The 26,116-nt window shown below is 42.3% G+C and carries 25 protein-coding genes; 11 read left to right on the top strand and 14 right to left on the bottom strand.

Annotated features, from left to right (window positions below):
* Window positions 1-147: IS1/IS1595 family N-terminal zinc-binding domain-containing protein (locus tag IM507_RS04525; protein ID WP_465246288.1), on the bottom strand; the 147-nt coding region annotated here is incomplete at its 3' end.
* Window positions 148-676: 529 nt separating this feature from the next.
* On the opposite strand from IM507_RS04525, the gene acsF reads away from it, so the two are divergent.
* From acsF to IM507_RS04495, 6 genes are all read left to right on the top strand, one after another.
* The gene (acsF, locus tag IM507_RS04520) at window positions 677-1,753 is read left to right on the top strand and encodes a magnesium-protoporphyrin IX monomethyl ester (oxidative) cyclase (RefSeq protein ID WP_002738012.1); all 1,077 of its coding nucleotides are present in this window, start codon (window positions 677-679) and stop codon (window positions 1,751-1,753) included.
* Window positions 1,754-1,910: 157 nt separating this feature from the next.
* The gene (locus tag IM507_RS04515) at window positions 1,911-2,447 is read left to right on the top strand and encodes a zinc ribbon domain-containing protein (protein ID WP_002737334.1); all 537 of its coding nucleotides are present in this window, start codon (window positions 1,911-1,913) and stop codon (window positions 2,445-2,447) included.
* A gap of 403 nt (window positions 2,448-2,850) precedes the next feature.
* Window positions 2,851-3,243, top strand: coding sequence for a hypothetical protein (locus IM507_RS04510; RefSeq protein WP_190537695.1), 393 nt, complete (start codon window positions 2,851-2,853; stop codon window positions 3,241-3,243).
* Window positions 3,244-3,334: 91 nt separating this feature from the next.
* Window positions 3,335-4,630 (top strand): AAA-like domain-containing protein, encoded by a 1,296-nt coding sequence (locus tag IM507_RS04505; RefSeq protein ID WP_190537693.1) that lies wholly within the window; start codon window positions 3,335-3,337, stop codon window positions 4,628-4,630.
* 1 nt (window position 4,631) lies between these two features.
* Window positions 4,632-7,502, top strand: a complete 2,871-nt coding sequence (locus IM507_RS04500; protein ID WP_190537691.1) for an AAA-like domain-containing protein — start codon at window positions 4,632-4,634, stop codon at window positions 7,500-7,502.
* Between the two features lie 56 nt (window positions 7,503-7,558).
* Entirely contained in the window at window positions 7,559-8,656 is a 1,098-nt protein-coding gene (locus tag IM507_RS04495; RefSeq protein ID WP_190537690.1) for a glucokinase, read from the top strand.
* A gap of 47 nt (window positions 8,657-8,703) precedes the next feature.
* Here the strand turns inward: IM507_RS04495 and glk are convergent, their stop codons facing one another.
* Window positions 8,704-9,672 (bottom strand): glucokinase, encoded by a 969-nt coding sequence (glk, locus tag IM507_RS04490; protein WP_190537687.1) that lies wholly within the window; start codon window positions 9,670-9,672, stop codon window positions 8,704-8,706.
* Between the two features lie 438 nt (window positions 9,673-10,110).
* Between glk and IM507_RS04485 the strand changes: the two genes are divergently transcribed.
* The gene (locus tag IM507_RS04485) at window positions 10,111-11,484 is read left to right on the top strand and encodes an ankyrin repeat domain-containing protein (protein ID WP_123230797.1); all 1,374 of its coding nucleotides are present in this window, start codon (window positions 10,111-10,113) and stop codon (window positions 11,482-11,484) included.
* A gap of 154 nt (window positions 11,485-11,638) precedes the next feature.
* On the opposite strand, the gene IM507_RS04480 is transcribed toward IM507_RS04485, so the two are convergent.
* The 3 genes from IM507_RS04480 to IM507_RS04470 form a co-directional block, all read right to left on the bottom strand.
* Entirely contained in the window at window positions 11,639-12,361 is a 723-nt protein-coding gene (locus IM507_RS04480) for a Stp1/IreP family PP2C-type Ser/Thr phosphatase (RefSeq protein ID WP_002736536.1), read from the bottom strand.
* A gap of 44 nt (window positions 12,362-12,405) precedes the next feature.
* Entirely contained in the window at window positions 12,406-14,094 is a 1,689-nt protein-coding gene (locus IM507_RS04475) for an ABC1 kinase family protein (protein WP_042790838.1), read from the bottom strand.
* 90 nt (window positions 14,095-14,184) lie between these two features.
* The gene (locus IM507_RS04470; RefSeq protein ID WP_123230795.1) at window positions 14,185-14,490 is read right to left on the bottom strand and encodes a DUF6825 family protein; all 306 of its coding nucleotides are present in this window, start codon (window positions 14,488-14,490) and stop codon (window positions 14,185-14,187) included.
* A gap of 273 nt (window positions 14,491-14,763) precedes the next feature.
* On the opposite strand from IM507_RS04470, the gene IM507_RS04465 reads away from it, so the two are divergent.
* Window positions 14,764-15,987: an ABC transporter substrate-binding protein gene (locus IM507_RS04465; protein WP_002736048.1), complete on the top strand. Its 1,224-nt coding sequence runs from the start codon at window positions 14,764-14,766 to the stop codon at window positions 15,985-15,987.
* Here IM507_RS04465 and IM507_RS04460 read toward each other — a convergent pair.
* Window positions 15,968-16,237 carry a Txe/YoeB family addiction module toxin gene (locus tag IM507_RS04460; RefSeq protein ID WP_071590317.1) on the bottom strand — a complete coding sequence of 90 codons (270 nt, stop codon included), beginning with the start codon at window positions 16,235-16,237 and terminating at the stop codon, window positions 15,968-15,970. The two genes, IM507_RS04465 and IM507_RS04460, sit on opposite strands and share 20 nt — an antisense overlap.
* A 50-nt stretch (window positions 16,238-16,287) precedes the next feature.
* Complete coding sequence (locus tag IM507_RS04455) at window positions 16,288-16,449, bottom strand: hypothetical protein (protein ID WP_002774666.1); 162 nt, start codon at window positions 16,447-16,449, stop codon at window positions 16,288-16,290.
* 163 nt (window positions 16,450-16,612) lie between these two features.
* On the opposite strand from IM507_RS04455, the gene IM507_RS04450 reads away from it, so the two are divergent.
* Both IM507_RS04450 and psbB read left to right on the top strand, forming a co-directional pair.
* Window positions 16,613-16,924, top strand: a complete 312-nt coding sequence (locus IM507_RS04450; protein ID WP_002749272.1) for a hypothetical protein — start codon at window positions 16,613-16,615, stop codon at window positions 16,922-16,924.
* 336 nt (window positions 16,925-17,260) lie between these two features.
* A complete protein-coding gene (gene psbB, locus IM507_RS04445) occupies window positions 17,261-18,787 on the top strand; it encodes a photosystem II chlorophyll-binding protein CP47 (protein WP_002749271.1) in 1,527 nt (508 codons plus the stop codon).
* A gap of 291 nt (window positions 18,788-19,078) precedes the next feature.
* Here psbB and IM507_RS04440 read toward each other — a convergent pair whose 3' ends face one another.
* The 7 genes from IM507_RS04440 to IM507_RS04410 form a co-directional block, all read right to left on the bottom strand.
* Window positions 19,079-19,198 carry a photosystem II reaction center protein J gene (locus IM507_RS04440; protein ID WP_002736108.1) on the bottom strand — a complete coding sequence of 40 codons (120 nt, stop codon included), beginning with the start codon at window positions 19,196-19,198 and terminating at the stop codon, window positions 19,079-19,081.
* A 42-nt stretch (window positions 19,199-19,240) separates the two neighbouring features.
* Window positions 19,241-19,360: a photosystem II reaction center protein L gene (locus IM507_RS04435; RefSeq protein WP_002735805.1), complete on the bottom strand. Its 120-nt coding sequence runs from the start codon at window positions 19,358-19,360 to the stop codon at window positions 19,241-19,243.
* 10 nt (window positions 19,361-19,370) lie between these two features.
* Window positions 19,371-19,505, bottom strand: coding sequence for a cytochrome b559 subunit beta (gene psbF / locus IM507_RS04430; protein WP_002736175.1), 135 nt, complete (start codon window positions 19,503-19,505; stop codon window positions 19,371-19,373).
* A gap of 25 nt (window positions 19,506-19,530) precedes the next feature.
* Window positions 19,531-19,776, bottom strand: coding sequence for a cytochrome b559 subunit alpha (gene psbE, locus IM507_RS04425; protein ID WP_002737435.1), 246 nt, complete (start codon window positions 19,774-19,776; stop codon window positions 19,531-19,533).
* A gap of 78 nt (window positions 19,777-19,854) precedes the next feature.
* Window positions 19,855-20,847 (bottom strand): photosynthesis system II assembly factor Ycf48, encoded by a 993-nt coding sequence (locus IM507_RS04420; RefSeq protein WP_002736815.1) that lies wholly within the window; start codon window positions 20,845-20,847, stop codon window positions 19,855-19,857.
* A gap of 107 nt (window positions 20,848-20,954) precedes the next feature.
* Window positions 20,955-21,302: a rubredoxin gene (locus IM507_RS04415; RefSeq protein WP_002736293.1), complete on the bottom strand. Its 348-nt coding sequence runs from the start codon at window positions 21,300-21,302 to the stop codon at window positions 20,955-20,957.
* 475 nt (window positions 21,303-21,777) lie between these two features.
* Entirely contained in the window at window positions 21,778-22,206 is a 429-nt protein-coding gene (locus IM507_RS04410; RefSeq protein ID WP_287636692.1) for a QcrA and Rieske domain-containing protein, read from the bottom strand.
* 314 nt (window positions 22,207-22,520) lie between these two features.
* Between IM507_RS04410 and IM507_RS04405 the strand changes: the two genes are divergently transcribed.
* Window positions 22,521-25,985: a type ISP restriction/modification enzyme gene (locus tag IM507_RS04405; protein ID WP_287636691.1), complete on the top strand. Its 3,465-nt coding sequence runs from the start codon at window positions 22,521-22,523 to the stop codon at window positions 25,983-25,985.
* Window positions 25,986-26,116: the final 131 nt, after the last annotated feature.

The following is a 26,116-nucleotide window of genomic DNA, read 5'->3' as shown; positions in this document are numbered from 1 at the left end:
GGAAATTCGTTCGAGCAAGAGTTTATCAATTAATTGTTTGGTTTCGTCAGAGACGGTTTTATTAGTGGGATTGATCACAAACTGACGACCACATTCTTTACATTGACGTTTGGGTTTTCCATTATGAATAGAACCATTCTTAATCATATAATGAGAACCACAATTAGGACAGGGGAATAGAGGTGAAGGGGGGATTTTGTTCGGTGCTAGACTGATATTTCAGTAAGCCAGACAGAAGCCAGAAAAAGATATTTATCAGAAAAGTCATGATCAAGCTAGAGGTTTAAAGGCTCTCTTGGATTTGGTGGGTAAAATGTATTCTAAGATACAGTCCTCCTAGCGAGGGGGTGGAAGGAACCACAAAGACACAGAGGACACAAAGATCGATCACTACTATATAAGTTAAACTGATCACACAAAGAATAAGAGAGCCATGACTGTTTACCAATCACCGAACAAACCCCACACCCCCGAACATTTGTCAAGACTCCTGGGGAAAAATCCGCGTTTGTTCACACAGCTTAATTAAGAGTTGTAACTTTTAATGAACAGGAAGGGAGTCTAGGGCTGAGAGCTTGCTATAGTGAATCCTAGCCGTTTTTTCACGGCTCGTCATTATCAAGTCAGAGCCTTTACTCGTCTCAATCATCATCCCAGAGTAAAATCAATAATCCCTATGGTCAGCACGATCCAAAAACCAGAATTCGAGGAAATCCGTCCGGGTATAAAAGTTCCCGCTAAAGAAACGATCCTCACTCCCCGCTTCTACACCACTGATTTTGAAGCGATGGCGGAAATGTCGATCGCCGCTAATGAGGAAGAACTGAAAGCGATTTTAGAGGAATTCCGTACCGATTATAACCGGCATCACTTCGTTCGCAATCAAGAATTCGATCGCTCTTGGGATCACATTGATGGCGAAACTCGCCGCTTATTCGTGGAATTTCTGGAAAGATCCTGCACGGCTGAATTTTCTGGCTTTCTTCTCTACAAAGAACTCGGCAGACGTTTAAAAAACAGAAATCCCGTCCTCGCAGAATGCTTTAACCTCATGTCCCGGGACGAAGCGCGTCACGCTGGATTCCTTAATAAGGCTTTATCGGATTTTAACCTCTCCCTTGACTTGGGATTTTTAACCAAAAGCCGTAACTACACCTTCTTTAAACCGAAATTTATCTTCTACGCCACCTATCTTTCCGAAAAAATCGGTTATTGGCGTTATATCACCATTTATCGTCATCTCGAACAACATCCCGAAGATCGGGTTTATCCGATTTTTAACTTCTTCGAGAATTGGTGTCAAGACGAAAACCGTCACGGGGACTTCTTTGATGCGATCATGCGTGCGCAGCCTGATATTCTTAACGATTGGCGCGCTCGTCTCTGGTGTCGTTTCTTCCTGCTTTCGGTCTTCGCTACGATGTACCTCAATGATACTCAGCGTTCTGGTTTCTACGCCATTCTCGGTTTGGACGCTCGCGAGTACGATAAGTATGTAATCGAGAAGACCAATGAAACCGCTGGCCGCGTCTTCCCGATTGTTCTTGATGTGGATAGTCCTGAATTTTATGATCGCCTAGAAATTTGTGTTCGCAATAACGAGGGATTACGGGCGATCGATAGCGAAAACAGTGCCGCACCAGTTAAATTCCTGAAGAAATTGCCTATCTTCGCCTCTAACGCTTGGCAATTCCTCAAATTGTACCTGATGAAACCGATTCGGGTCGATAAATTAGCCGGTAGCGTCCGTTAAAAAGTTTGTTTTCTTGAGACATGGTGAGGGTGGGTAAAACCACCCTTTTTTTGTCGATAAAATTCTTAAGAAAATCCTCTGATATTTCTATCCTCGCTAGACTGGATCCTAGGGGTGTGAACTAGGTTTTTACTTTTTACTTTTCACTGTCAAAAATATGGCTATTTATAGTGAATTACCCACAGGACAACGTCTCTATCTGGATAATCAAGGGCTGCAGACGATTGTAACCCTCGCTAGTGGTGCAGTGGGACAACAACAGCAGTCTAGCAGTAGTTTTGCCACCGGAGTTTGGACAAAAGAACCCCAAATAGAGATAATTCCCCAAGGGGCAATTATTGAAATTATCACTGAAACCGGACCCCACAGAATCCAAATTCAAGGGAGCAGTATCGGTTTTTCCTCTCCTCATACCTCTGGAGTTTCTCAGTCCTCTCAATCGACAACTGCTACCAGTTTCTCCTCCTCACCGATGCAACCGATGCAACCAATGCAACCGATGCAACCGATGCAACCGATGAAAATGGGTAATATGTCGATGAATTTTGCCCCCATGGAAATGGAGATGGGAGATATGAAAATGAGTATGGGAGACGCAAAAACCGTCAGTAAAACGCGATTTTGTAGTCAATGCGGGGCAAAAGTAGCGGCAACCGATCGCTTTTGTAGTAGCTGTGGTCATCAGTTACAGTAATAAAACCTGTTTAGCTAAATCTATAACTCCTTTTCGGGCAAAATTTTGGGGAGCATCTCATTTATGCAGGTTAGTAGTTATACTTGTCACTAAAACTGTTTTCTAGCAAGGCTTTCAAAATAGCTTGACATAAAAACCTGATTTAAAGGTTACAAAGGTGAGATGCTCCCAAATTTTGTTTATATTAGCTGAATTGACCTGCTTCTAACCAGATTCGTCCACAGCGATCAAAAAGTTTATCGAATGGGGAATTGGCTGTGCCAAAGTAATAAAGCAACCGGTGTAAAGATCAGTTGCTGTGGAGAAGAACTGTATTTCAAGGGGGAATTGCTGAACTGCCCAATTTTGCTATACTGAAACCCATAACTCAAAATAGCGTTTGTTAAGTCGAGGTGTTAATGCAATGGAACCCATAGCTCTTATTTTGACAGCATTGGCGGCTGGTGCGACTGCGGCAGCGAAGGATACGGCTGGTACGGCGGTTAAGGATGCCTATAATGGGTTGAAACATTTGTTGAAGAAAAAATTTGAGGGTGATGCCTTGGCTCAGGCAGTAGTTGATGCGAAACCTGAAGATATTGACAAAGCAGAGGGACTACTAAAAACCAAAATCACTGAGTTTAGTGTTGAAAGAGACACCGAGATTTTGCGAGCAGCAGAGACATTAATTGATACTTTAAACTCTGAATCTGTTATTCAAGGTGGTTCTCCTTACGTAACTGTCGGTGGTAATTTTCAGGGGATACTTGGAAATGTTCACACAGAAAAAGGTGATACCCATATTACGTTTGGGTAAAAGTCAAATACAATAACCGAACTGACTCACAATCTGTACCTCGCAATAAACGTTTTTATTCATTGAAATATTTACTGTTAGCAATGCGACTATGAACGAAAACAACAATGTAAACATACAAGGTGATCATTATGGTGTTGCGGGAAATGTCAACGCTAAGATTGTAAATATTAACTTTAACGGAAGGAACTCATCTGAGCCACAATCGAGTTCAGGTTTAAATCAAATGGGTTTAGCCAGTAGCGAAGGTAGTGATCAAAGATACATAGAACGTCCACCTCTTGAGAAGTTTTGTCGTGAGCAAATTGACGAAGCTATATGCTTGCTTCGGATTACAGCCCCAACAAGAATGGGAAAAACTATGTTAGTCAATCGTACATTAGCTTTGGCTAGAGAAGGAAACTATAAAACTATCAAAATTGATTTCAAATATCCGAGTTCACCTAAAACCAAAGATAATTTTTTGTCACATCTGTGTTCGGAGCTTTCTGATATTTTAAACATCCATTGTTCTAGAAATAGTATTAACGAAGACTGTTTAACATTTCTATTAGAGCGGATGACAAACAATTTAATTCTAGCACTAGATAGCTTTGAAGTTTTATTTTTAACAGAAGGAGACTGTGTAGAGATTGGTTCTTTTTTAAGGTTCTGTCATGAGCAAGCAAAATCAAATGATAATGTAGGCAGAAATTGGAGAAAGCTACGAATAATGATAGCTTATTCAACAGCAAAGATTCCTGATTTTCCTGTCAATCAATCTCCTTTCAATGTGGGAACAATAGTAGATCACAACCTAGGGCTAAAGGGTTTTACAAGTGAACAAGCAAAAGAGTTACTATCAATTAAGTATCCTCAATTAATAGGACAATTAAGTGATACAGATTTAAAATCTCTCGTTGAATTTTTGAATGGACATCCTGAATTAATCCAGCAATCTCTTTTGCATTTAAACTATTGCCCAGAAACAATGAAAAGTTTCTTGGCAAAAGCTCCTACCGAGGAAGGTATTTTTCGTGACCATCTTAGCTTAATACTAACTACTTTAGAAAAACAAAGTCAAAGTCAAAGTTTAATAGAAGATTACAAGAGAGTATTGACTCAAGGCCCTATACAATTAGAGGACAATAGATCATCCTTTGTACTACGCAACTTAGGAATAATTAAGCCATTGGGTAATGACTATATTTCAAGCTGTGATCTATATCTTAAATACTTTTCCAACCAATTTGGTTTAAATCGACTCTTCTGGTTTTTGTTCTGGTTTTCGTGTGGAAACGAGGTCTATACTGATAGTTTCTTCCGCAAAATAGCCCTAAAAGTCTTGCTCAGTAAGGATTTATACGACTTCATAAGCAAAGCTATCACACAACAAGGAATCACTTAATATGACTAATCTTTATTCTTATAGTGGTGCTTTATTAGAGGAGTCTCCTACCTATGTTAAACGAGATGCAGATGATCAATTATTTGACGCATTGAAACATGGAAAATTTTGCTATGTTTTGGAATCTAGGCAAACAGGAAAATCGAGTTTACGTGTACAGATAATGAAACGACTGAAAAAAGATAATATTTACTACTTTAACTATGACATGAGTAAACTAGGGAAATCTGCGAAAAGTGCTGAGGAGTGGTATCAAGATCAAATTGCAAATTGTATTAAGAATTTTATACAAAATTATGAGATAGACCTACTAAATAAAGATACAAAATTGGATGAAGTGTCAAGCAAGTTAAAAGAATGGTGGGAAGCCCGTTCTGGCTCCAATCTTGGCAAATATGAGGATTTTCTTGAAGGATGTTTATTAAATAACATCAAGGGAAATATTGTTTTTTTTATTGATGAAATTGACTCTGCTATACATCTGCCTTTTTCTGTTGATGATTTTTTTGGATTTATTCGCGGCTGTCACGAAGACAGAACAAGCAAGAAACAGTACGAAAGATTAACTTTTTGTCTTATGGGAGTGGCATCACCCAATAGGTTGATTGAGGATGGAGATAGAACACCTTTTAATCTTGGAACTGCCATCACTCTAAGTCCGTTTCCAACTGATCTGGCCAATGGGAAGTCATTTGAAATGATGAAACCATTATTGAATGGTGGCTTAGAAGATATAAATATACTTCAGGAAATTCTTAATCAGACTGGAGGGCAACCTTTCCTAACTCAAAAGCTTTGCGACCTTATAGTGAAAGAACGTAAAAATAACTCATTTAATACGGTTGAAGAAGTTGTAAATTTAAAAGTTATTAATAATTGGTCTATTCAAGATGAACCCGCACATTTAAAAACAATCCAACAACGTTTTGATGAAAACAAATATAAACCACTCGCTTTCCGTTCACTCGATTTATACGAAAAAATCCTTGAAAATCAGTCTTTAAATGCAGATAATAGTCAAGAAGAAATTGAGTTAAAGCTTTCTGGATTAGTTTTACAACAAGAAAATATATTAAAACCTTATAATCCTATATACACAAGTGTATTTGACAGAAATTGGGTTAAAGCTGAAAAGCGTAAAATTCGATTATTTTCAAATGAACTTGATTTATGGAAACATGAAGATAAAAGAAAAAAACAATTGCATCTCCTTCATGGGAAAAAATGTGAAGATGCTAAACAATGGCGAAAGCAATTTGAGCAAAATGACGGACATCGTATTGACAAAGATGAAACTGATTTTATTGATCAGTCGAGTAATTTCTGGGAAGCTATACAAAAAGCTTTCCCTGGAATGTATAATTATAAATTAATAGTTGATTCTATGAATGATTGGACAAGTGGTTTTGATGATTTTAATAACAGAATTTTGCAACTTGCGGAAAAGGATAGTAGCTTGGGAATAGGAGACTCTTTCAGAAGATTGGTTGAGGAAAACCTAAATTATTTTAAAGAATATGATCTATTTCCCCAAGATCGAGACCAATTTTTAAATCAGGACGACAGTTTTGAGTTAATTTCTCTCTTTGAAAAAATTACTCAAAACGAGCCGATTCTCTTCGATGAAAAAAATCCACAACATCGTAAACTAAAAGATATGTGTTTTATAATTCTAGATAAGGAGCATAATTTAAGAATACTCAACAAGATTTATGAAAAAATTCTAGATCAAAACTGGATCAAGGAAGTCATGGCGGGACTCCGTCCCTATACAAAAGCTTTTCGAGATTGGCAACATTCGGATCGTCAAGAATCATCTTATTTATTACAAAATAATGATCTAAAACTGGCCCTAGAATGGCTAGGAAAAAAGCCCACACCTAAATTAGAGGAAGGAGAGATTGAATTTGTAATGACCAGTTTAGTGGCGGAAGTCTGGACAACAGCTTCACCTTCTGTTCAATCTGAAGCTGTTTTATTGATCAAAACTTCTCGACCATCATTACAAGGGAAAAATAACTACTCTGACTTTCTACTCCGAGAGATTTTACAATGGACAACCTCTCAAACTGCTGCCTTAAAAAAGCTTTTAGAATGGGTAAATGAGTCTGATATTCCTGTCGAAAATATCCGTAAATACCTAGAATTTCTTGTTAGATCGCAGATCAAAAACTGGAGTTATCAAGAACTATTTGACTTTGCTCTTGCTCCCCATAGCTCTTACCCTGAGAGAGAACAAAGAATTTTTATTACCTTCGACCAATACTGTCTTGGGGAAATAGACCAATCTCAAATCCAAGAACCCCTAAAAGAATGCGGAAAAATACTTGACAAATATCAAAATTTAAACGAAAATGATTTTCAGGAATTAGTATTTAACTTCCTCAAGACTAAAATTGCGAGAATCTCTCTTATGACACAACAACGACCCGAACAAGAAAAACTTGATGTTCTTCTGGACGAGACTGTTACCACCTCAAAAGGACACCTAAAATCAATCCTTATTTTTAATCTAGAGAATGGACTACCACTGTATCACAATAAACGACTCAAATCTGATGATCCAGAGCTTTATCGTGCTCTTTTTGCAGACGGTGGTGATGCAGTAGGAGAAGCAATTGAAGGATTTGAATCCCTCAGCAAGATTCAAGAAGCTTTAGATAATTTTGGCAAGGTAACTGCCTTTGGCAATCTCACATACTCAATTTTTAAATTGGCGGGGGGAACGATGATGGTTTATTTTGTCGAACTAACAACACCTTTTGCTATTTGCTTTATCGCTCCTGATGGAATTAATTTAGGACTGGTTGTAACACGCTCACAAGCAAAAATTAAGGAGATTAAAAATGAGCTAGAAGAATTAGGTTTTTAGTCTTTTTTTGGTTGCTGTTTTCATTTAGATATATTTACTATAAAGGAGTCAATTTTATGGTCATTCTCGCTGGCAAAATTGCAGGTGATAAAAGCGAATTCGGTCTTTTTACTCACAAAAAAGATGACTCTCAAAAAAAAGTGATGCTGGATGCCTTAATTGCCCATGAAACTTATACAACTAAGGATTATGCTCAAGGCTTGGAAAACATGATAGAGACATTTTTAGAGCAATATTATTATGGGCAATATAGTGATAATGAAGATATTTATGGTGCTTGTTTTGGTATAGCAGGACCTGTTGATCATGGCGAGGCTAGAGTTGATCGCAAGGAATTTAAAGCAACTTTTACAGAGCATGACTTCAGACAAAAACTTCCCTATAACAATGTTCCTGTCTCTTTTATCAATGATATGGAAGCAATTGGCTATGGTATTTTTTTGGGAAATGGAGAAGAGCAGCTAAAAGAACTTTATCCTGGTAAATCTCACCCAAATCCTGAAGATCGCCGAGTATTAATGCTAGTGAGTGGAGGTTTAGGTCAAGCATTATGGTATAGCCATGATGAAAAAAAAGGGTTAAAACCAATCTCCTCGGAAGGTGGTCATGCGGACTTCGGTGCTAGAATAGATAAAGATTGGGAACTTTTACAATTTCTGAAAGAACTGAAACAAGAGCAGGGGGATAATAGTCCCGTTAGTTATGAGTATGTTCTTTCTGCTCCTGGTTTAACCAGAATTTATCATTTTTTTCAAAGTCTTTCTGAATGGGAAAATCAGCCAAATATCAATGATGCTGATGCTATCATTCAAGCTGCCCAGGAAGGGAATCCATTATGTAAAGAAGTTTTGGATTTTTTTATCTCTATTTGGGGAGCGCAAGCAGGGAATTTGGCTCTTACCTATAAAGCCAGTGGCGGAGTTTATATTGGCGGTATTGATATTCCCATTGAAATCTTGAAAGAAGGCAAATTTATCAATGCCTTTATTGATAAAGAGGGAAATTTCAAAGCTTATAACGAAGGCATTTCCGTTAAAGTTTTTCAAGATCACAGCATTGTCATGTGGGGGGCAGCTCGACACGCTATTGAGGCGGGTTTTGTAACTAATGGTAGATTTGCAATTATGAGGGCAAATCAACAAAAAGGGCATTGAATACCCTCACAATCAAGACAACTTCTAGAATTGTCTATCCTATGCTTCTACATTTTTGTAGCAGCGTATTTTACTGCACCTCTTAATCCCTCTAGGGTATTTAAGACAATATGGACAGGAACTTTTTCTAGCAAAACAGGATTAACCCGTGCCTTATCTGTAAATGCCTTAATAAAACTGCCATTTTGCATCAATTCAATATTTTGGGCTGCAATTCCCCCCGCAATATATAAACCGCCAAACGGTAAAAAACTCACCGCCATATCCCCTGCGGCGGCCCCAAAAGCTTCCACAAAAATTGCCATTGTTTGCTGACAAAGAAAATGACCTGCTGCTGCTCCTTTAGCGATCGCCGCCCCAGGATCAGGTTGACTTAAAAAATCACCCGCATCTTCAGAAGCAAACTTGCGATCCTGCAAAAAACGAAAAATATCAACAATTCCTGGGCCAGAAACCACCCGTTCCACATCAACCTTGCCGTCGGCCCGAAGATATGCTAATAACTCCTGAGCTAACAAATTATCAGGAGCAAAACTTTCGTGGCCTCCTTCCGTTGGAAACACTCGATAGCTATCACCTTCAGGAACTGCAAACGCCTTTCCCAGACCCGTACCCGCCCCAATAATAGCGATCGGCGCATCAGGCAAAAATTCACCTTCCTGTAAAGTAACTAAAGATTTATTTTTTTCTAAGACAATATTGTAGCCAATTGCTACAAAATCATTAATAAGACTCACTTTAGCAATGTTCAATTCTTCTTGTAACCGGGCCGCATCTAATTCTGGCCAAGGTAAATTAGTGATTTTACATTTGTTGTTCAGAACAGGGCCAGCCAAGGCAAAACAAGCCTTATAAACATTAGACTCATCACCCAGGAATTGTCGCACTAAAGGAACTAAACCCTCATTGCCGCTCGGATAAATTTCTTCCCGGAGGGTTGATTCATTTTTTCCGTCCGTTTCTACCAAACACAACCTGGTGTTAGTGCCACCAATATCACCGGCTAAAACTAGCATGGATTTAACTCCTAACGAAACTGCTCAAGATTATAGCATATCGAATATATTACGATCGCTATTCTAATTATCAGAACACTTAAGTAGGGCTTACTGAATAATGGTAAAACCCTTTTAAAATAAGGCTTTTGACCTGTTAAAATCCGATGTTCATGCTGCGAAAATAGGATTGGGACTTTCAAAAACCTTGCATTATCCTTCTTGTAGTACATCAATTGGTACAAAAAACAAGGGCAACAAAGCCTGAAACGACCGGCTACTGACTCCTGACTCCTGACTCCTACCCCCAGGAAAAACTTTTTCAGCAAACCCTAAGTACCACAGCTAGTAGAATTACCTTACCTCAGAATTAGAACGGGGTAGTAGCTTTTCTGTCCGTTTACCCGCCTATAACGATCGATAATAGAAAAAATACTTTCTGCCGATCGGTCACTGTTAATGGCTTCTAATTGGGATATCTTGTTAATACAAGCGGCACGTCAGGGCAATCTGGCGCGGGTTCAAGCTTTACTGAGTCAGGGGGCAAATGTCAACGCCACCGATGGCCAAAATACGACGGCTTTAATCTATGCCGTGCAGGGGGGTCATCGGGAAATTGTGGCAATTTTGCGAGAATTTGGGGCAGATATCAACAAAAGTAAACAACCTCAAGGTTTAAGCCCTCTCATGTTAGCGGCTGCCCTCAATCACAGTGAAATCCTCGCTCAATTAATCGCCGCCGGTGCTAATGTCAATCAGGTTAATCAAGATGGTACACCAGCACTAATGATCGCCACTTATAAGGGTTATACAGCGATCGCAGAACAGTTATTAACCGCCGGCGCTCGGGTCAATATGCGCGATCGGGATGGAGATACGGCTTTATCTGTAGCAATTAGCCAAAATTACGATGCAATTGTCGGTTTACTGCTCGATAGTGGTGTAGATGAAGAAATCCGTCAAGAAGCTTGGTTAGAGGCTCTCAACGCTAATCGTCCAGAAATCCTCCAATTGTTTATTAACCGTGGTATGCCCCTCGATGCTCCCACTTTATCCGGGGAAACTCCCCTCATTTTGGCTGTAGAGAGGGGAAATCTCGGCAGCGTGCAAACTTTACTGCAAGCGGGAGCAAATCCGAATATCAGCACGGAGGAGGGAGAAACTGCCCTGATGCTCGCCGCTGCTGAGGGATATTTCGATATTGTCCGACTTTTACTCGCTCAGGGGGCCAGTGTTGACAATCAAAATCAGGCCGGAGAAACGGCCCTGCATTTAGCCACGATCGAAGGACATTTAGAGATCGTTCAGGCCTTACTACAAGCTGGCGCTTTTGTCAATCACCGCAACCATTTTGGTGATACACCCTTGCTCATTGCCACGGTGCAGGGATACGAAGCGATCGTTTTAGAATTGTTAAAACAGGGAGCGGAGCCTAACCTAACTCAGCAGGGAGAAACACCATTAACTTTGGCTCTACAGCGCCAATTTACGGAAATCTGCCGTTATCTCCTCGACTACGGGGCCAATGCCAACGCCGTTTATCCCGATGGCAAAACCGTCCTCATGAAAGCTTGTGAGGGCAATAATAGTCAATTGGTGCGCTGGTTAATCGATATCGGCGCTGATGTCAATAAACTCGATTTTAGCGGCGCTTCCCCGTTAATGTGGGCCAGTTATCACGGTTGTCTCGACACGGTTAAAGTTTTGTTAGACGGGGGAAAGGTGAACTTAAATCAGAAAAATCAAGGGGGAATGACCGCTTTAATGTTAGCTAAATTTAATCACCATCAGGCGATCGTTTCTTTATTACAACAAGCAGGAGCGATCGAGTAATACTAAATCCGTTGAGTAACGCACAGAAAGCGGGTTTCTCCGAGAAACCCGTTTTCTCGGCAGGAGATTATTTTTATTTATTCTTCCCAACACCCCACACCCTACACCCCACACCCTGCCCCCACGGGAAACTTTTTCAGTAAACCCTAGATAGTCAACAGCTGACCATGACCACGGTGATATTATCAGAACCGCCGGCTTCTTTGGCCGCTGCCACTAAATTCTTGACAATTTCCTGACAATCAGCACCAGTTTGCAAATAATCGCTAATTTCCTGGTCGGACAGTTCTTCCGTCAAACCATCACTACAGAGAATTAAACTATCACCGGATTGCAGATCGAGGGGAGATACCGTCACTGGGGGCAAATCGCGACGACCAAGACATTGAAATAAAATATGTCGCCAAGGGTGGTTTTTCGCCTCTTCTTTGGACAGATCACCCATTTTGATCGCCCTAGCTATCCAAGTATGATCCTCCGTCACCTGTTCTAATTTTTGCTCACGAAAGCGATAGAGACGGGAATCACCAATATGGGTGTACCAAGAGCCATCATCTCGGACGATAGCCATGACTAGAGTTGTCCCCATGTCCTGTCTTTCGGGATTTTTCAGTTGATCTTCAATAATCTTCTCGTTAGCGACGGTAATTGCCTCCTGTAGCAATTCTCCAGCAGTCAGGGGCGAATTCCAGTGTTCTTCTAGATGAACTTGGATAGTTTCAGTGGCGATTTGACTAGCTTCCTGGCCCCCCGCATGACCTCCCATACCATCAGCAACGATAAAAAAGCGCTGCTCGGGGTCAATATAATAACTATCCTGATTAACCGATCGCACTACACCTGGATCAGTCATTCCTCCAAAAGAAAGATTGTTCATGGAAATTTTTGGTGCTAACACAATATTTATTATCCCGCAATCAATTACATCATACGATCCTGACGTTCAATTTTTCGCCAAAGTCTCACAAGAGCTATCCCCGGCAGCAGGGAAATCGCCATCGGTATTAGAGTTAACCAACCAAAACCACTGACGAATAGAAGCGTCGCTGAGATCAGCAAAGCACTGATCAGTAAAGTGTAGTTAGTTCCCATTTGAATCATACCCAATCGCCGCAAAAGTCGATCGGATTCGCTGGAACGTACCCGGACACGGATATCACCCCGTTCTAATTTTTCGATCGTATCATCGATGCGTCGGGGTAAACTCAGGGCGGTGCTGCTCACTTGGGCTGCTTGTCGTCCTAACTCATCGAGGATATTACTGCCATTATTTCCTGTCATATCATTTACTAATTGCAGGGCAAAAGGTTGGGCCACTTCCATAAAGTTAAATTCGGGATCGAGTCCTTTGCCTACCCCTTCTAGGGTAGAAAATGCTCGCATGACGAAGGTAAAGGTAGCGGGAAAGCGAAAAGGCTGATCGTAGGCGATTTCATAGAGATCATCGCTGATAGAGGCCACGGATTGCTCCTCAAAGGGTTTATCCATGAAGTTATCGAGCATATACTGGATCGATCGCCGCACTGCTCCCATATCACCATTAGCAGTTAATGCTCCTAAATCCACCAGAGAAGTGACCACGCGATCGGCATCTTTTTGGGCAATTCCCAAGAGAGTCTGCATTAATTTTTCGCGCACGTTGGTTTTAATTTGTCCCATCATGCCGAAATCGTAGAAAATTAGGGAGCCATCACTATCAACGGCAATATTGCCAGGGTGAGGATCTGCGTGAAAAAAGCCGTTATTGAGTAGTTGAATTAGATAGGCTTTTGCCCCTAGTTTAGCCAACAATTTGCGATCGAGTCCGGCCGCTTCTAGGGCTTCATAATGACTGATTTTGATGCCGGGGAGGTATTCTAGGGTTAAAACCCGGGGAGCGGTGTAGCGCCAATAGACTTTCGGTACTTTCACCCAATCTTCCCCGCGAAAATTACGGCGAAAAGTGTCAGCGTTACGACCTTCATTGAGATAATCGGTTTCTTCCCAGAGGATTTTACAGCATTCTTCATAAATACCCGTCCAATCGCGACCTTTACCCCATTTGGGATGATTTTGGAAGTATTGGGCGATTTTTTTTAGGATGGTCAGATCGATACTAAATAATTTTTTTAATCCGGGCCGTTGGACTTTGACCACCACATCTTCCCCGCTCTTCAGTTGGGCCCGGTGAACTTGCCCTAAACTAGCGGCTGCCAGGGGAATAGGATCAAAGCTTTTAAAGAGTTGATTGAGGGGTTTACCGAGGGATACCTCGATAATTTTGCTGGCCTGTTCGTAGGTAAATGCGGGAACCTGATCCTGTAGTTTCGAGAGTTCTTCCACATATTCGAGGGGAAAAAGATCGGCCCGGGTGGAGAACAGTTGACCGACTTTAATAAAAGTCGGTCCCAATTCTAGCATGGTTTCCCGAATCCAAGCGGCTTGTTTTCTGCGTCTGCTGGCGAGTTTTTCCTCGCTATAGCTGCCGTTATAGCTCCATTTTTTACCGTTGAGCCAGAATTGATAAAGTACAGTCAGAACGAATCGCCAAATATCTAGACGACGACGATTGATGGAATAGTTTTCTTGATTCCAACGATAGCTATTTTTGGCGACTTGAAGGGCCGGCATTGCTGGGTTTAACTCTAGGGTAACGGGGACGGGTAGAAGGGCTGACACGCAATTTTTGGGGCTTTAAAGCGACTAAAAGAGGGTTTTTGGTTAATTTCGGTAGTTTTTTAGTTCCGAGCGCAATTGGGCGATTTCAGCCCGCATTTCGTCGATGTTTTCCTGCACATCGGCACTGGAGGAACTACTGGAGTCTGTACCAGTATATACTCCCTTTTCCATGGCTCGCTCGGCTCTCATTTGCACTTCTTCGACGAATTGCCGCAGGTTTTCCCGTTGTTCGGCATCAAATTTGCCTAATTCGCTTAAAGCGTTGGTAAACGCATCTTCTAGCTGTTCACTGACCACTTCAGCGATCGCTCGTCCGAGGAAAAAGGCGTGAATAACGGGGTTAGTCATAATCTTAAATGGATGTTTTCGCTTGCTGGGGTTTGTGAACGGGAAAGGCGATAATAAATTCCCTAACTACTAGGTTAGGCGACAGAACCAGAAAAGGCAAATCGTTTTTCTGAAAAGGGAGGTGAGACGGGGAGGTTAATCGACAAAATTAGGGGAAACAAAAGGCGCTAAGGGAGCAAAATCTGCTTCGATCGCGTCGAGAATTATCGCTGAAATCAACCCGATTAGCGAAATAATAGTGTCATCAACAATATCAGTCCCCGGAGAGTTAAGATGCTCAGAAAACGTTTATTAATCCCCTTAATACTATCCCTAGTCACTTTCGGTCTAGTGGTGGCCTGCAATTCCGGCACTCCCACCAGTCAAACTAACCCCAGTCCCGCAGAAAACGCCGCCACTGCTGCTATTCCCATCGGTGCAGCTTTAGCTCAAACCAGCAATCTCGCCCTATTGGGACAGGAACAGGTGATCGGTGTCAAGATGGCTGAAACATATTTTAATAAAAAGGGCGGAGTTAATGGAACACCGATTAAAGTTATTATCCAGGATGTGGCCGGGGATGAACAGGGCGCAATCAACGCCATTAATACCCTAATCACTCAAGATAAGGTGGTGGGTATTCTTGGTCCGTCCTTGTCTCAGCAAGCTTTTGCCGCTAGTCCGATCGCCGATCGAGCTAAAGTTCCCATTCTCGGCCCGTCTAACACGGCTAAAGGTATCCCCCAGATCGGTGAATATGTGGGTAGGGTGTCCGCTCCTGTGGCTGTGGTCGCTCCCAATGCAGTTAAAACCGCTTTAAAAATCGATCCCAAGATTAAAAAAGTGGCTGTCTTTTTTGCCCAAAATGATGCTTTTAGTAAATCGGAAACGGAAACTTTTCAAGAAACTCTAAAAAGTTTAAATCTTGATATTGTCACCGTGCAGAAATTCCAAACCACCGATACAGATTTTCAAAACCAAGCCACCGCCGCTATTAATATTAAACCGGATTTAGTGATTATTTCTGGTTTGGTTGCTGACGGGGGCAATTTGGTCAAACAGTTGCGACAATTAGGCTATCAGGGGTTAATTATTGGTGGCAATGGTTTAAATACTTCTAATATTTTCCCGGTTTGTCAAGCTCAATGTGATGGTATTCTCATCGCTCAAGCTTATAACCCAGAATTAGATCATCCTATTAATCGGGATTTTGTCGCCGCTTATACAGCAGAAAATAAAAAAGCACCGCCCCAATTTACCGCTCAAGCTTTTACGGGAATTCAAGTTTTTGTCGAGGCCCTAAAACGGGTAGATGATAAAAATAAACTCAGTACACTTTCCCTCGAACAAATTCGCCAACAATTAAATCAGGAAATTTTAGCGGGTAAGTATGTGACTGTCCTGGGAGATATTGCTTTTACTCCCGAAGGGGAAATCATTCAGGATAAATTCTCCGTGGCACAAATTAAAATGGATGCCGATGGTAAAAATGGTAAATTTACTTTTGTGAAAAATTAATCAGTAAAGGGTTCTTCTCATTTCTATCTCGTTGCAAGGAACTCCCTTGCAACGCATTTCCAGAGGTTCTAGCTTTTGTGTCATAATCAGACACGCTATAAACTAGGCGATGTTCTTTTGTAATGCGTCGTGACCATAATCCTGATAGTTCATGTTTTAATGCTTCTGATTTTCCTAGTCCAGAAAAAGGCTCTCTTTGAACATCTTTAATAAGGCTGACAATTTTAGCGTAAACTTTCTTGTCTGCGATCGCCTATTGGTTAAACTCATCAAAACTTCGGGTTAGAAAGGCGACTTTCCTCATAAGTTAGCAGCATCTACATAAATATAACTATCAGGATTTTTAAGAGATTCTATTGCCTCTTGGAGATGTTGACGGTTAGCTTCTGTGGAAAGCAGATAGTCCGTTTCATCCAACTGATAATTACTGATTGTCGGTATTTCTGCAAATGTGGGATGCACCCAGGGAGAACAAAGCTGCCCATTGCCTATTGCCTATTGCCTATTGCCTATTGCCTATTGCCTTTTCTGACTGATGGCTGGGGGCTAAAAAGCTGATAAAATTTGACGGCTGAAAACTAATTAAGCCAGAAAGCTAGAGATTGATTCTAGATTGAGTAACAAAGTGAAATATTTTTTCTTAACGGCAGGTTGGACAATAGGACGGGTGTGGGAATTTGGCGGTTTGTGGGACCATGCGAGTAGTTGGCGACGACCACCGCAGATAGAGCGATTAAATATCGGTATTTTGGAAGGAGAACAGGTTTTATGGCTTTATAAGGTGGAAGAAGCCGTGATTATGGTGGAAGTTGCCCCCAAGAGTGCCGAAATTGCTGATACTGTCCCCACCATCGGGCAAGTGGTGCTAAAACGCTTGATTAGTGCCGAACAAGTCCTCGAAATCCTGCAAAATGCCGAAGAACTACTGAGGAAGTAATCAGTTATCAGTTATCAGTTATCAGTTATCAGTCATAATTCCCCATCTCCCCACACCCAACACCCTACACCCTACACCCCACACCCTACACCCCACACCCCACACCCCACACCCTACACCCTGATCTGGAATATTCTGGCGGAAGACCGATCGCCAACACTTGAAATATCTTCTAACAATAGTTACACTTCTTTAGAATAGATACACTTTTCAAGGGATAATGTAGGTTGGCTAACTCTTGCACTTAACAGTCGAGATTGTTGGGCTTATATTTTGACCCTGAATATAAAAAGCGTCTAAGTGGACACTAAATTGTCAATAGGAGGAGCGTAGTCAATGGGACTACCTTGGTATCGAGTACACACAGTCGTTCTCAACGACCCGGGCCGTTTAATTTCCGTTCACCTGATGCACACCGCACTGGTAGCGGGTTGGGCTGGCTCCATGGCCCTCTATGAGCTTGCTATTTTCGACCCCAGCGACCCCGTATTAAACCCGATGTGGCGGCAAGGAATGTTCGTGCTGCCCTTCATGGCCCGTTTAGGTGTCACCGGTTCTTGGGGTGGCTGGAGCGTCACCGGCGAAACTGGTGTTGACCCCGGTTTCTGGTCTTTTGAAGGCGTTGCCGCCGCTCATATCGTCTTATCCGGTCTGCTATTCCTAGCAGCGGTTTGGCACTGGGTTTTCTGGGATTTAGAATTATTCGTCGATCCCCGCACGGGCGAATCTGCCCTCGATTTGCCGAAAATGTTCGGTATTCACCTGTTCTTATCTGGTTTACTTTGCTTTGGTTTCGGTGCTTTCCATCAAACAGGCCTTTGGGGTCCCGGGATGTGGGTTTCCGATGCCTACGGTTTAACCGGTCATGTGCAGCCCGTAGCTCCGGAATGGGGACCTGCTGGTTTTAACCCCTTTAACCCCGGGGGTGTGGTAGCTCACCACATTGCTGCGGGTATCGTCGGGATTATCGCCGGTTTATTCCATTTAACCGTTCGTCCCCCCGAAAGACTCTATAAAGCCCTGAGAATGGGTAATATCGAAACGGTGCTTTCTAGCAGTATCGCCGCCGTTTTCTTTGCCGCTTTCGTCGTGGCTGGAACCATGTGGTACGGTAATGCTACCACGCCGATCGAACTCTTTGGCCCGACCCGTTACCAATGGGATAAGGGCTATTTCCAAGAAGAAATTGAGCGTCGTGTGGAGGCCAGCATCGCCAATGGAGCCACCATCGCCGAAGCTTACCAAGCAATCCCCGAAAAACTGGCTTTCTATGATTATGTCGGTAATAGCCCCGCTAAAGGTGGTTTATTCCGTACTGGTGCCATGGATAGCGGTGACGGTATCGCTAAATCTTGGTTAGGACACCCCGTGTTCAAAGATGGCGAAGGTCGCGTCCTCAGCGTGCGTCGGATGCCTAATTTCTTTGAAACCTTCCCCGTTGTCCTGACTGACTCGGAAGGTATCGTTCGCGCTGATATTCCCTTCCGTCGTGCGGAATCGAAACTGAGTATCGAACAAAGTGGTGTTACCGTTTCCTTCTACGGTGGCGCTCTCGATGGTCAGGTGTTCAGCGATCCTGCTGATGTGAAGAAATTTGCGCGTAGAGCGCAACTCGGTGAAGCTTTCGAGTTTGACACCGAAACCCTCAAGTCTGACGGGGTATTCCGCACTTCTCCAAGAGGTTGGTTTACTTTCGGTCATGCTGTCTTTGCTTTACTATTCTTCTTCGGTCACATCTGGCACGGTTCTCGTACCATCTACCGCGACGTATTCGCCGGGGTCGATCCAGATCTGGAAGAACAAGTGGAATTCGGTTTATTCCAAAAATTGGGTGATCTTAGCACTCGTAAACAAGAAGTTTAGTTTTAGCTAAATCATCCATATAACTAAAGGAGTCAAGTCTTTGACTCCTTTTTTTAATTAGGGTATGCTGAAAAAGTTTTTCGTGGGGGCAGGGTGTGGGGTGTGGGGAGAAGGGAGCAGGGAGTGGGGAGCAGGGAGAAACAATTGATAACTTGAGAGTTAATCACACTATTAAAAACGGATTTGGTATTAAAGTTCGATCGAGCTTTACTTTTCACCGAATACTGAAAAAACCGCTAGTTATTTCTATAACTAACGGCTTTTTGCTGGGGGAAATTACCCGTAATGGAATTACATAGAGGAACCTAAACCGGCGTAAGCTCCGTAGAAGAAAAGACCAAGCACAGCGATAACGCCTAGACCGGCGATGGTGGCGACTAACCACAAAGGAATACGACCTTCTGCGAACATGAATAACACCTCCTAATTGCGATGACAATAAATCGGGACTAATTAGTTAAAGAAATAGCTGGAAAATAAAATTCCCAAGACAGCAACTAGGAGTAAACCTAGATAAAGAGAAGTACGATTTAACTCGACGGCTTGCCGATTCGGATTAGGTGTTCTTTCCATAATTGTTCTCCTAGCGTTGAATAAACTGCATTGCCGCAATTGCACCGATAAAGAAGACAGTGGGGACTGCTAAGGTATGAACTGCCAACCAGCGAACGGTGAAAATGGGGTAAGAAATGGGTTGATTGGGATTACCACTAGCCATTGTTTTTATCCTTAATTAAAGTAAACTACTGATTAAACTGCTCGATTTGATTTTTGGCCTCAAAGCGATCATTAATGATCGGTAATTCTTGACGCTCTTGAGTGTAATACTCATCGGGACGGGGAGTGCCAAAAACATCGTAAGCTAAACCGGTACTCACGAATAACCAACCTGCGACAAAGAGCATGGGGATGGTGATGCTATGGATAATCCAGTAACGAATACTGGTAACGATATCGCCAAAAGGACGTTCGCCGGTACTACCTGACATGGATGGTTCTCCTCGGAATGATAGGACTTGAAAAATTCAATCTCTATAATAGAGACTTTGTTGACCCTGAGACAAGTTTTAGGCCGGCTCGCTGGGGGGATTATATTTCAGTAAAACCCCATTTTGTCCCAAGACAAAACCCTTGTCGGAATTGATAAAAACAATTCGATAGAGATTGGAGGGGACACTTTCCACCGCGCGATCTTTTTGCCAAGATTGGCCGTTGTCATGACTGACCAAGAGATTGCCGCTACCACCAGCGACCCAAATTTCTTCGGGGGTGCGGTAGTTGAGGTCCAAAAGTCCCCAACTGGTGGAAAACTCGGGGAATACCTTATCTTCCCATGTATCGAGATCATTGGGGCTAGTAAATTGTAGTTGACCACCCCGGGCCAGGGCCCACAATTCCCCTTTTTCACCATAACCGACTTTTTGTAAACGGCGGGAAGAAAGACGATTGTGGGGTTGCCATTCTGTTGACCCCGGTTCCCAAGTGGAATAAAAGTTCCCGCGTGCGGAAACGGCCACATATTTACCATCATGGGAACGAACAATTGTCCGGGCCACACCCACAGCACCTTCCACTAAAGCTTGCCAAGTTTTGCCTCCGTCTTTGGTGCGGTAGATAGCGCCTAAATCCGTGACCATTTCGGCGGTTTTGTCGTTCAGAGCGATAATTCCGTAGGGAGAACCGGGTAATTTTTCACTTAAGGAGATACGGGACCAGCTGCTGCCCCCGTCTTCGCTATGGAGAAGAATTGAGGGTTTACCGACAATCCAACCCTCTTGGTCGTGGAAACTGACGGCGCTAAAGCTAACTTTTTCGTCGCCAAGGTTGAGGACTTTTTGCTGCCAACTGTTCCCCCCATCGCTGGTTTCAAAGAGGGTAGATTTGGTTCCCACTAACCAACCGTGCTGCAGGTCGTCGGTAAAGGCGATATCGGCAAAAGTGGAGTCAGTGTCGAGGGTGAGGATTTGCCAAGGACTATTGCTCAGGGATGGCACACTACTACAGCTAAAGCAGAAAAAGGCTACAGCTAGAACTATTACAAATTGTTTCAGTTTTCTCATCAATGGTTCAGAGGTATTGGTCAAGGAATCGGGACGGATTAAGGTTTGTACCCGATGAGTTACAGGCTCATAAGAGCCGTTAGATTTAAAGATAATGAGTGCTTGAGTTAGTTTAAACCATATAAACTAATAAAGAAAACAAATCCTAGCGCTAAAGCCCCGAAAATCAAAATATTTTTTTGTGCGGGAGTCAGACGGTTGACTCCAAAACCATAGCTAAGATTTTCTTGGAATCCCGAAGGAGCATCTTTAGCTCCGATGTTGATAAATTGGGAACGACGCACACCACACACGGGACAGCGCCACGTTTCTGGCAATTCCTCGAAGGGGGTTCCAGCGGGAGTGTTGGTTTTACTATCTCCCTTGCTGGGGTCGTAAACGTAGCCGCAGGAGCGACATTCGTGGTTGGCAGGGGCCTGGTCGGCTAGGGTTAGTTCTGGTGGGCGATCGCTCATGACTAAGATTAAAGGAATTTTCAACACTCTGTTACAAATTATCCTTGAAAATTGACCTCTCTGACGGCCAACCCCTAACAGAATAGCCAGTTTTCAAGTCTGAAAAGGATTAGGGAGGCAGCATATCGGCTTAAAAAAAACCAAGATTAATCTATTAGGGCTTAAATGTCTATTAAAACTTTATTAAGTTGATATTTGGGCTATTTACCCTGATTTTGGTACTCAAATTTAGTCTGAGAAATTGAGAAATTTCAGGCAGGGAAGAAATTCGGGGTCTGATTTCTCATCTCTAACTGATTATTCTTGACCAAATTGACTAAATCCCCGGCTTAATTTCTTCTTAGAGGCGAGAGTGAAGCTAAATTACTTGTCCCTCTCCCTTATGGAGGCTTTCCATTTAATTAATTTCTAAGTGCGAGTAGAGAGTCACTAATTCTACCCGTGTCACCAAAGGCATGGTATTCCCTCAACCCCGTTAAGCTTTTTTCACGAAAATAACGTCTTTTTCGACCTTGACTTGATAGGTGGTTAGATTGCCTTTTGGGGGTTTATTCGTGACGACTCCAGTGGCGGTAAATTTCCCCGGATGGCAGGGACAAGCTAAAATCTGTGCGCCAGTATTCCATTTCACCGTACAGCCTTCATGGGTACAAGTCGGGTTTACTGCACTGATCTTTTTCGTCTTTTTCTCCCAGATCAAGAGCAAGGAGCCGACCGGGGATTTTTTATCCAGAAAACTGCCTTTGGCTTCCAATTCTTTGAGGGTAATGCCCGTCACTTTCACAAAGCCATCCGCCGCTTGGGCCGGGGTCATCTCTTGGTCGGTAGTCGTCCCTAGGATTTCTGGGGCGCAGGCCATGGCTCCGCCAACACCAACGAGGGCAACAAATTCACGACGATTCATGGGATTAGGTTTTTTCCAACAGTAACGTTAACTTTCACTGTACTGTAGAAGCTCTTTCCATTCAATTAATTTCTAAGTGCGAGTAGAGAGGGCCTGTAAGCAAACGCCTGACCAGGATTAGGCTTCAGAAGCTAGTTGCGACCGATAATTAATTTTTGAGGGTTCAAAAATGGCAAAAATAAGGATTAAATGGCATAAAATATGTAAATAGACTATTTAGTTAATTATTATTCATTCTTAATTCTCCTGACTCCTGACGACCGACTCCTGACTCCTAACCCTAACAACAATTTTTGATTTTTACAAGACTCCTAATGAATCCCCTCGTCAATTATTTTCGCAACCTGCACGAAATCCACTCCTCCCAAGCAGCGGTAAAAGAAACCTCCTACTACGGCACTCTCGAAACTCTCCTCAACGAAATCGGTAAAACCCTAAAACCGCGAGTGCGCTGCATTATCAACCTCAGAAATCAGGGTGCGGGATTGCCGGACGGGGGACTTTTTAATGTCGATCAATTCCCCAAAAATCAAGAATTAGAACCTTTTACGGCGATTTTTCCCGAAAGAGGCGCGATCGAGATTAAGGGAACCAAAGAAGATATCAAAAAAATCGCCGCCAGCGAGCAAGTACAAAAATACTGGCAAAAATACGGTCAAGTATTAGTCAGCAATTATCGCGATTTTCTGCTCATCGGTCGCAATAGCCAAGGTCAACCGGTAGAATTAGAAGCCTATAGTTTAGCCCCGTCAGAAGCCGAGTTTTGGCTAAAAACCTCAAATCCATCCAAATTTGCCGCCGAACATGGTGATAGCCTCTTAGAATACCTAAAGAGAGTGCTTTTACAGGCGGCTCCTATCACCTCACCGGCCGATGTTGCTTGGTTTCTTGCTTCCTATGCGCGGGACGCAAAAGCACGCTTAGAACATCATTCCGATCTTCCCGCTCTGGCCAATATTCGTCAAGCTTTAGAAAATGCCCTAGGTATCAAATTTGAACGGGAACAGGGGAATAAATTTTTCCGTTCTACCCTCGTGCAAACCCTCTTTTATGGTTTATTTTCCGCTTGGGTATTATGGCACAAGCAAAACCTCAATCGCGAGGATAAAGAGGATAAGTTCGATTGGAAATCCGCAGCCCACCATCTCCATGTTCCCATGTTAGCGATCCTATTTGAGCAGATCGCCGCACCGAGTAAGTTAAAATCTTTGGGATTAGTAGAAGTTTTGAACTGGACCGGTGCAGCTTTAAATCGAGTGCGACGAGAGGAATTTTTTCGTCAATTCGATGAGGGACAAGCGGTACAGTATTTCTATGAACCATTTTTGCAAGCTTTTGATCCTGATTTACGCAAAGAATTGGGAGTTTGGTACACTCCTCCGGAAATTGTTCGCTATATGGTAGCGCGAGTCGATCGAGTTTTACGAGAAGAATTAAATATCGAGGACGGTTTAGCTAATCCCGATGTTTATGTTCTCGATCCTTGCTGTGGAACTGGTGCTTATTTAGTCGAGGTTTTGCGCTATATTACCGATACTTTACAGGAAAATGGGGCGGGTGCTTTAGCCATAGCTTTGGTGAAAAAAGCAGCCATAGAAAGAATTTTCGGTTTCGAGATTTTAACCGCTCCTTTTGTCGTCGCTCATCTACAATTAGGTTTATTCCTGCAAAGTTTGGGTGTACCTTTAATAGAAGATAGTGAACGAGTCGGGATTTATCTGACTAATGCTTTAACCGGTTGGCAACCCCCCGATGAGGAAAGTAAACAGAAAATTCAACAGCTACAATTGAGTTTTCCGGAGTTAAATAAGGAACGAGAGGCAGCCGATGAAGTTAAGCGCGGTAAACCGATTTTAGTTATTCTCGGTAATCCTCCCTACAATGCTTTTGCTGGAACCAGTCCCGCGGAAGAAGCAGGTTTAGTGGAAGTGTATAAACAGGGTTTAATCTCCGATTGGGGGATTAAAAAGTTTAATTTGGATGAGTTATATGTGCGCTTTTTTCGTTTAGCAGAAAGATGTATTTCAGAAAATACCGGTAAAGGGGTTGTTTGTTATATTTCTAATTTTTCCTATCTCGGTGATCCTTCTTTTGTGGTGATGCGACAAAGATTTTTACAAGAATTTGATCGTCTTTGGTTTGATTGTCTCAATGGGGATAGTCGCGAAACGGGAAAGTTAACCCCTGAAGGTAATCCAGATCCTAGTGTTTTTTCTACTCAATACAATAAGGAAGGGATTCGAGTCGGGACAACTATCGGACTAATGGTAAGAAAGGAAGTAAGGAATAAAAATGTTGATGTCTATTTTCGCCATTTCTGGGGAGTTGCTAAACGAGAACAGTTATTAGATAGTTTAAATAATCAAGATTTTGATTCTTTGTATCAAGTCTCTAACCCAGAACAATCTAATCGTTATTCTTTCCGTCCCTCCGATGTTTCTTCTCACTATTTAGCATGGCCAAAGTTAACAGATTTATCTGATGAAGCTCCAATTACAGGTTATAAAGAGAATCGAGGCTATAGTTTTATTGATAGTGATAAAACTATTCTTTCGGAAAGGATAAGTAAATACTTTGATCAAAATGTTTCATGGGAAGAATTAGCATCACTTAATACAGGTTTAACTAAAGATGCAGCTCGATTTGATGCCAAAAAAGCCAGAGATAAAGTCTTAAAGTTACGCAAAAAATTTAATACTCAAATGCTGTTACCTTATCTGCTCAGACCCTATGAGGTTAAGTGGTGTTATTATACTCAAATTAGACCGCTTTGGAATGAGTCTAGACCTTCGCTATTTATTCATCAATTTCAAGGTAATTCCTTTTTAGTCAGTCGTCCTGCTGGTGTTGCCTCTCCCGAAGGAATACCATTTTATTTTACTAACTGTTTAGGAGACTTTGACTTTATTAGAGGTCATGCTTATCACTTTCCTATACGATTACGTCAAAATTCAGAGAAGGTGAATACAGAAGATAATACTCAAGGAAAATTATTCGATTCCAGTAACTTTAATAGTCTCTCAATAAAAGCCAATCTCTCGGAAAAATCTCGTCAATACTTAAATGAACTGGGTATTAATAATCTCGATGAAAATATCGAGAATGCTTCCTTAATTTGGCTGCACGCATTAGCGATTGGGTACTCTCCCTTGTATCTTCGGGAAAATGCCGACGGTATTCGTCAAGACTTCCCAAGAATTCCCCTTCCCAATAGCCAAGAATTATTAATTAAATCTGCCCAACTAGGACAAGCGATCGCATCTCTTTTAGACACAGAAAACCCCGTTATAGGAGTCACCAAAAAACCGACCCCTGCACTGCAAAAAATCGCCTTGATTTCCTGCACTGATGGGGGAAATTTAAACCCGGATAAGGGGGATTTAATTATTAACGTCGGTTGGGGACATGGGGGTAAAAATGGTGTGACAATGCCGGGTAAAGGAAAAGCGATCGCCAGACAATATACAACCGCAGAAATGAGCGTAATTAGCCCAGAAATGCGAAAATTATTAGGAACGACCACCTATGATATTTATCTCAATGATCGAGCCTATTGGCAAAATATACCGGCCCGGGTTTGGGAATATACTATCGGGGGTTATCAAGTCATTAAAAAATGGCTAAGTTATCGCGAGGAAAAATTATTAGGACGGGGATTAACTATCGCAGAAGTGCAGGAAGTCAGCGAGATGACGAGAAGAATTACTGCGATTATTCTCCTAGAATCAGATCTAGATGATAACTACCAAAATATCAAAACAGCCGTGTATTCTTTTTAATTAAATGATTGAAACCTGTCATTTCCTAGAGTTAAGTAGGTAGTCGTTAAAAATTATCAGATTCCCCCCTTATCAAGGGGGGCAGGGGGGATCAAACCCCCCTTATTAAGGGGGGAGTAAGGGGGGATCAA

It is taken from the genome of Microcystis sp. M20BS1 (assembly GCF_020245305.1).
Taxonomy (GTDB): domain Bacteria; phylum Cyanobacteriota; class Cyanobacteriia; order Cyanobacteriales; family Microcystaceae; genus Microcystis; species Microcystis ichthyoblabe_A.
This window is presented reverse-complemented; position numbering and strand designations above follow the sequence as displayed.

Excerpts from the sequence above, each read along its gene's own strand:
- acsF (WP_002738012.1), top strand. The coding sequence starts at position 677 with ATGGTCAGCACGATCCAAAAACCAGAATTCGAGGAAATCCGTCCGGGT.
- IM507_RS04515 (WP_002737334.1), top strand. The coding sequence starts at position 1,911 with ATGGCTATTTATAGTGAATTACCCACAGGACAACGTCTCTATCTGGAT.
- IM507_RS04510 (WP_190537695.1), top strand. The coding sequence starts at position 2,851 with ATGGAACCCATAGCTCTTATTTTGACAGCATTGGCGGCTGGTGCGACT.
- IM507_RS04505 (WP_190537693.1), top strand. The coding sequence starts at position 3,335 with ATGAACGAAAACAACAATGTAAACATACAAGGTGATCATTATGGTGTT.
- IM507_RS04500 (WP_190537691.1), top strand. The coding sequence starts at position 4,632 with ATGACTAATCTTTATTCTTATAGTGGTGCTTTATTAGAGGAGTCTCCT.
- IM507_RS04495 (WP_190537690.1), top strand. The coding sequence starts at position 7,559 with ATGGTCATTCTCGCTGGCAAAATTGCAGGTGATAAAAGCGAATTCGGT.
- glk (WP_190537687.1), bottom strand. The coding sequence starts at position 9,672 with ATGCTAGTTTTAGCCGGTGATATTGGTGGCACTAACACCAGGTTGTGT.
- IM507_RS04485 (WP_123230797.1), top strand. The coding sequence starts at position 10,111 with ATGGCTTCTAATTGGGATATCTTGTTAATACAAGCGGCACGTCAGGGC.
- IM507_RS04480 (WP_002736536.1), bottom strand. The coding sequence starts at position 12,361 with ATGAACAATCTTTCTTTTGGAGGAATGACTGATCCAGGTGTAGTGCGA.
- IM507_RS04475 (WP_042790838.1), bottom strand. The coding sequence starts at position 14,094 with ATGCCGGCCCTTCAAGTCGCCAAAAATAGCTATCGTTGGAATCAAGAA.
- IM507_RS04470 (WP_123230795.1), bottom strand. The coding sequence starts at position 14,490 with ATGACTAACCCCGTTATTCACGCCTTTTTCCTCGGACGAGCGATCGCT.
- IM507_RS04465 (WP_002736048.1), top strand. The coding sequence starts at position 14,764 with ATGCTCAGAAAACGTTTATTAATCCCCTTAATACTATCCCTAGTCACT.
- psbB (WP_002749271.1), top strand. The coding sequence starts at position 17,261 with ATGGGACTACCTTGGTATCGAGTACACACAGTCGTTCTCAACGACCCG.
- IM507_RS04440 (WP_002736108.1), bottom strand. The coding sequence starts at position 19,198 with ATGTTCGCAGAAGGTCGTATTCCTTTGTGGTTAGTCGCCACCATCGCC.
- IM507_RS04435 (WP_002735805.1), bottom strand. The coding sequence starts at position 19,360 with ATGGAAAGAACACCTAATCCGAATCGGCAAGCCGTCGAGTTAAATCGT.
- psbF (WP_002736175.1), bottom strand. The coding sequence starts at position 19,505 with ATGGCTAGTGGTAATCCCAATCAACCCATTTCTTACCCCATTTTCACC.
- psbE (WP_002737435.1), bottom strand. The coding sequence starts at position 19,776 with ATGTCAGGTAGTACCGGCGAACGTCCTTTTGGCGATATCGTTACCAGT.
- IM507_RS04420 (WP_002736815.1), bottom strand. The coding sequence starts at position 20,847 with ATGAGAAAACTGAAACAATTTGTAATAGTTCTAGCTGTAGCCTTTTTC.
- IM507_RS04415 (WP_002736293.1), bottom strand. The coding sequence starts at position 21,302 with ATGAGCGATCGCCCACCAGAACTAACCCTAGCCGACCAGGCCCCTGCC.
- IM507_RS04410 (WP_287636692.1), bottom strand. The coding sequence starts at position 22,206 with ATGAATCGTCGTGAATTTGTTGCCCTCGTTGGTGTTGGCGGAGCCATG.
- IM507_RS04405 (WP_287636691.1), top strand. The coding sequence starts at position 22,521 with ATGAATCCCCTCGTCAATTATTTTCGCAACCTGCACGAAATCCACTCC.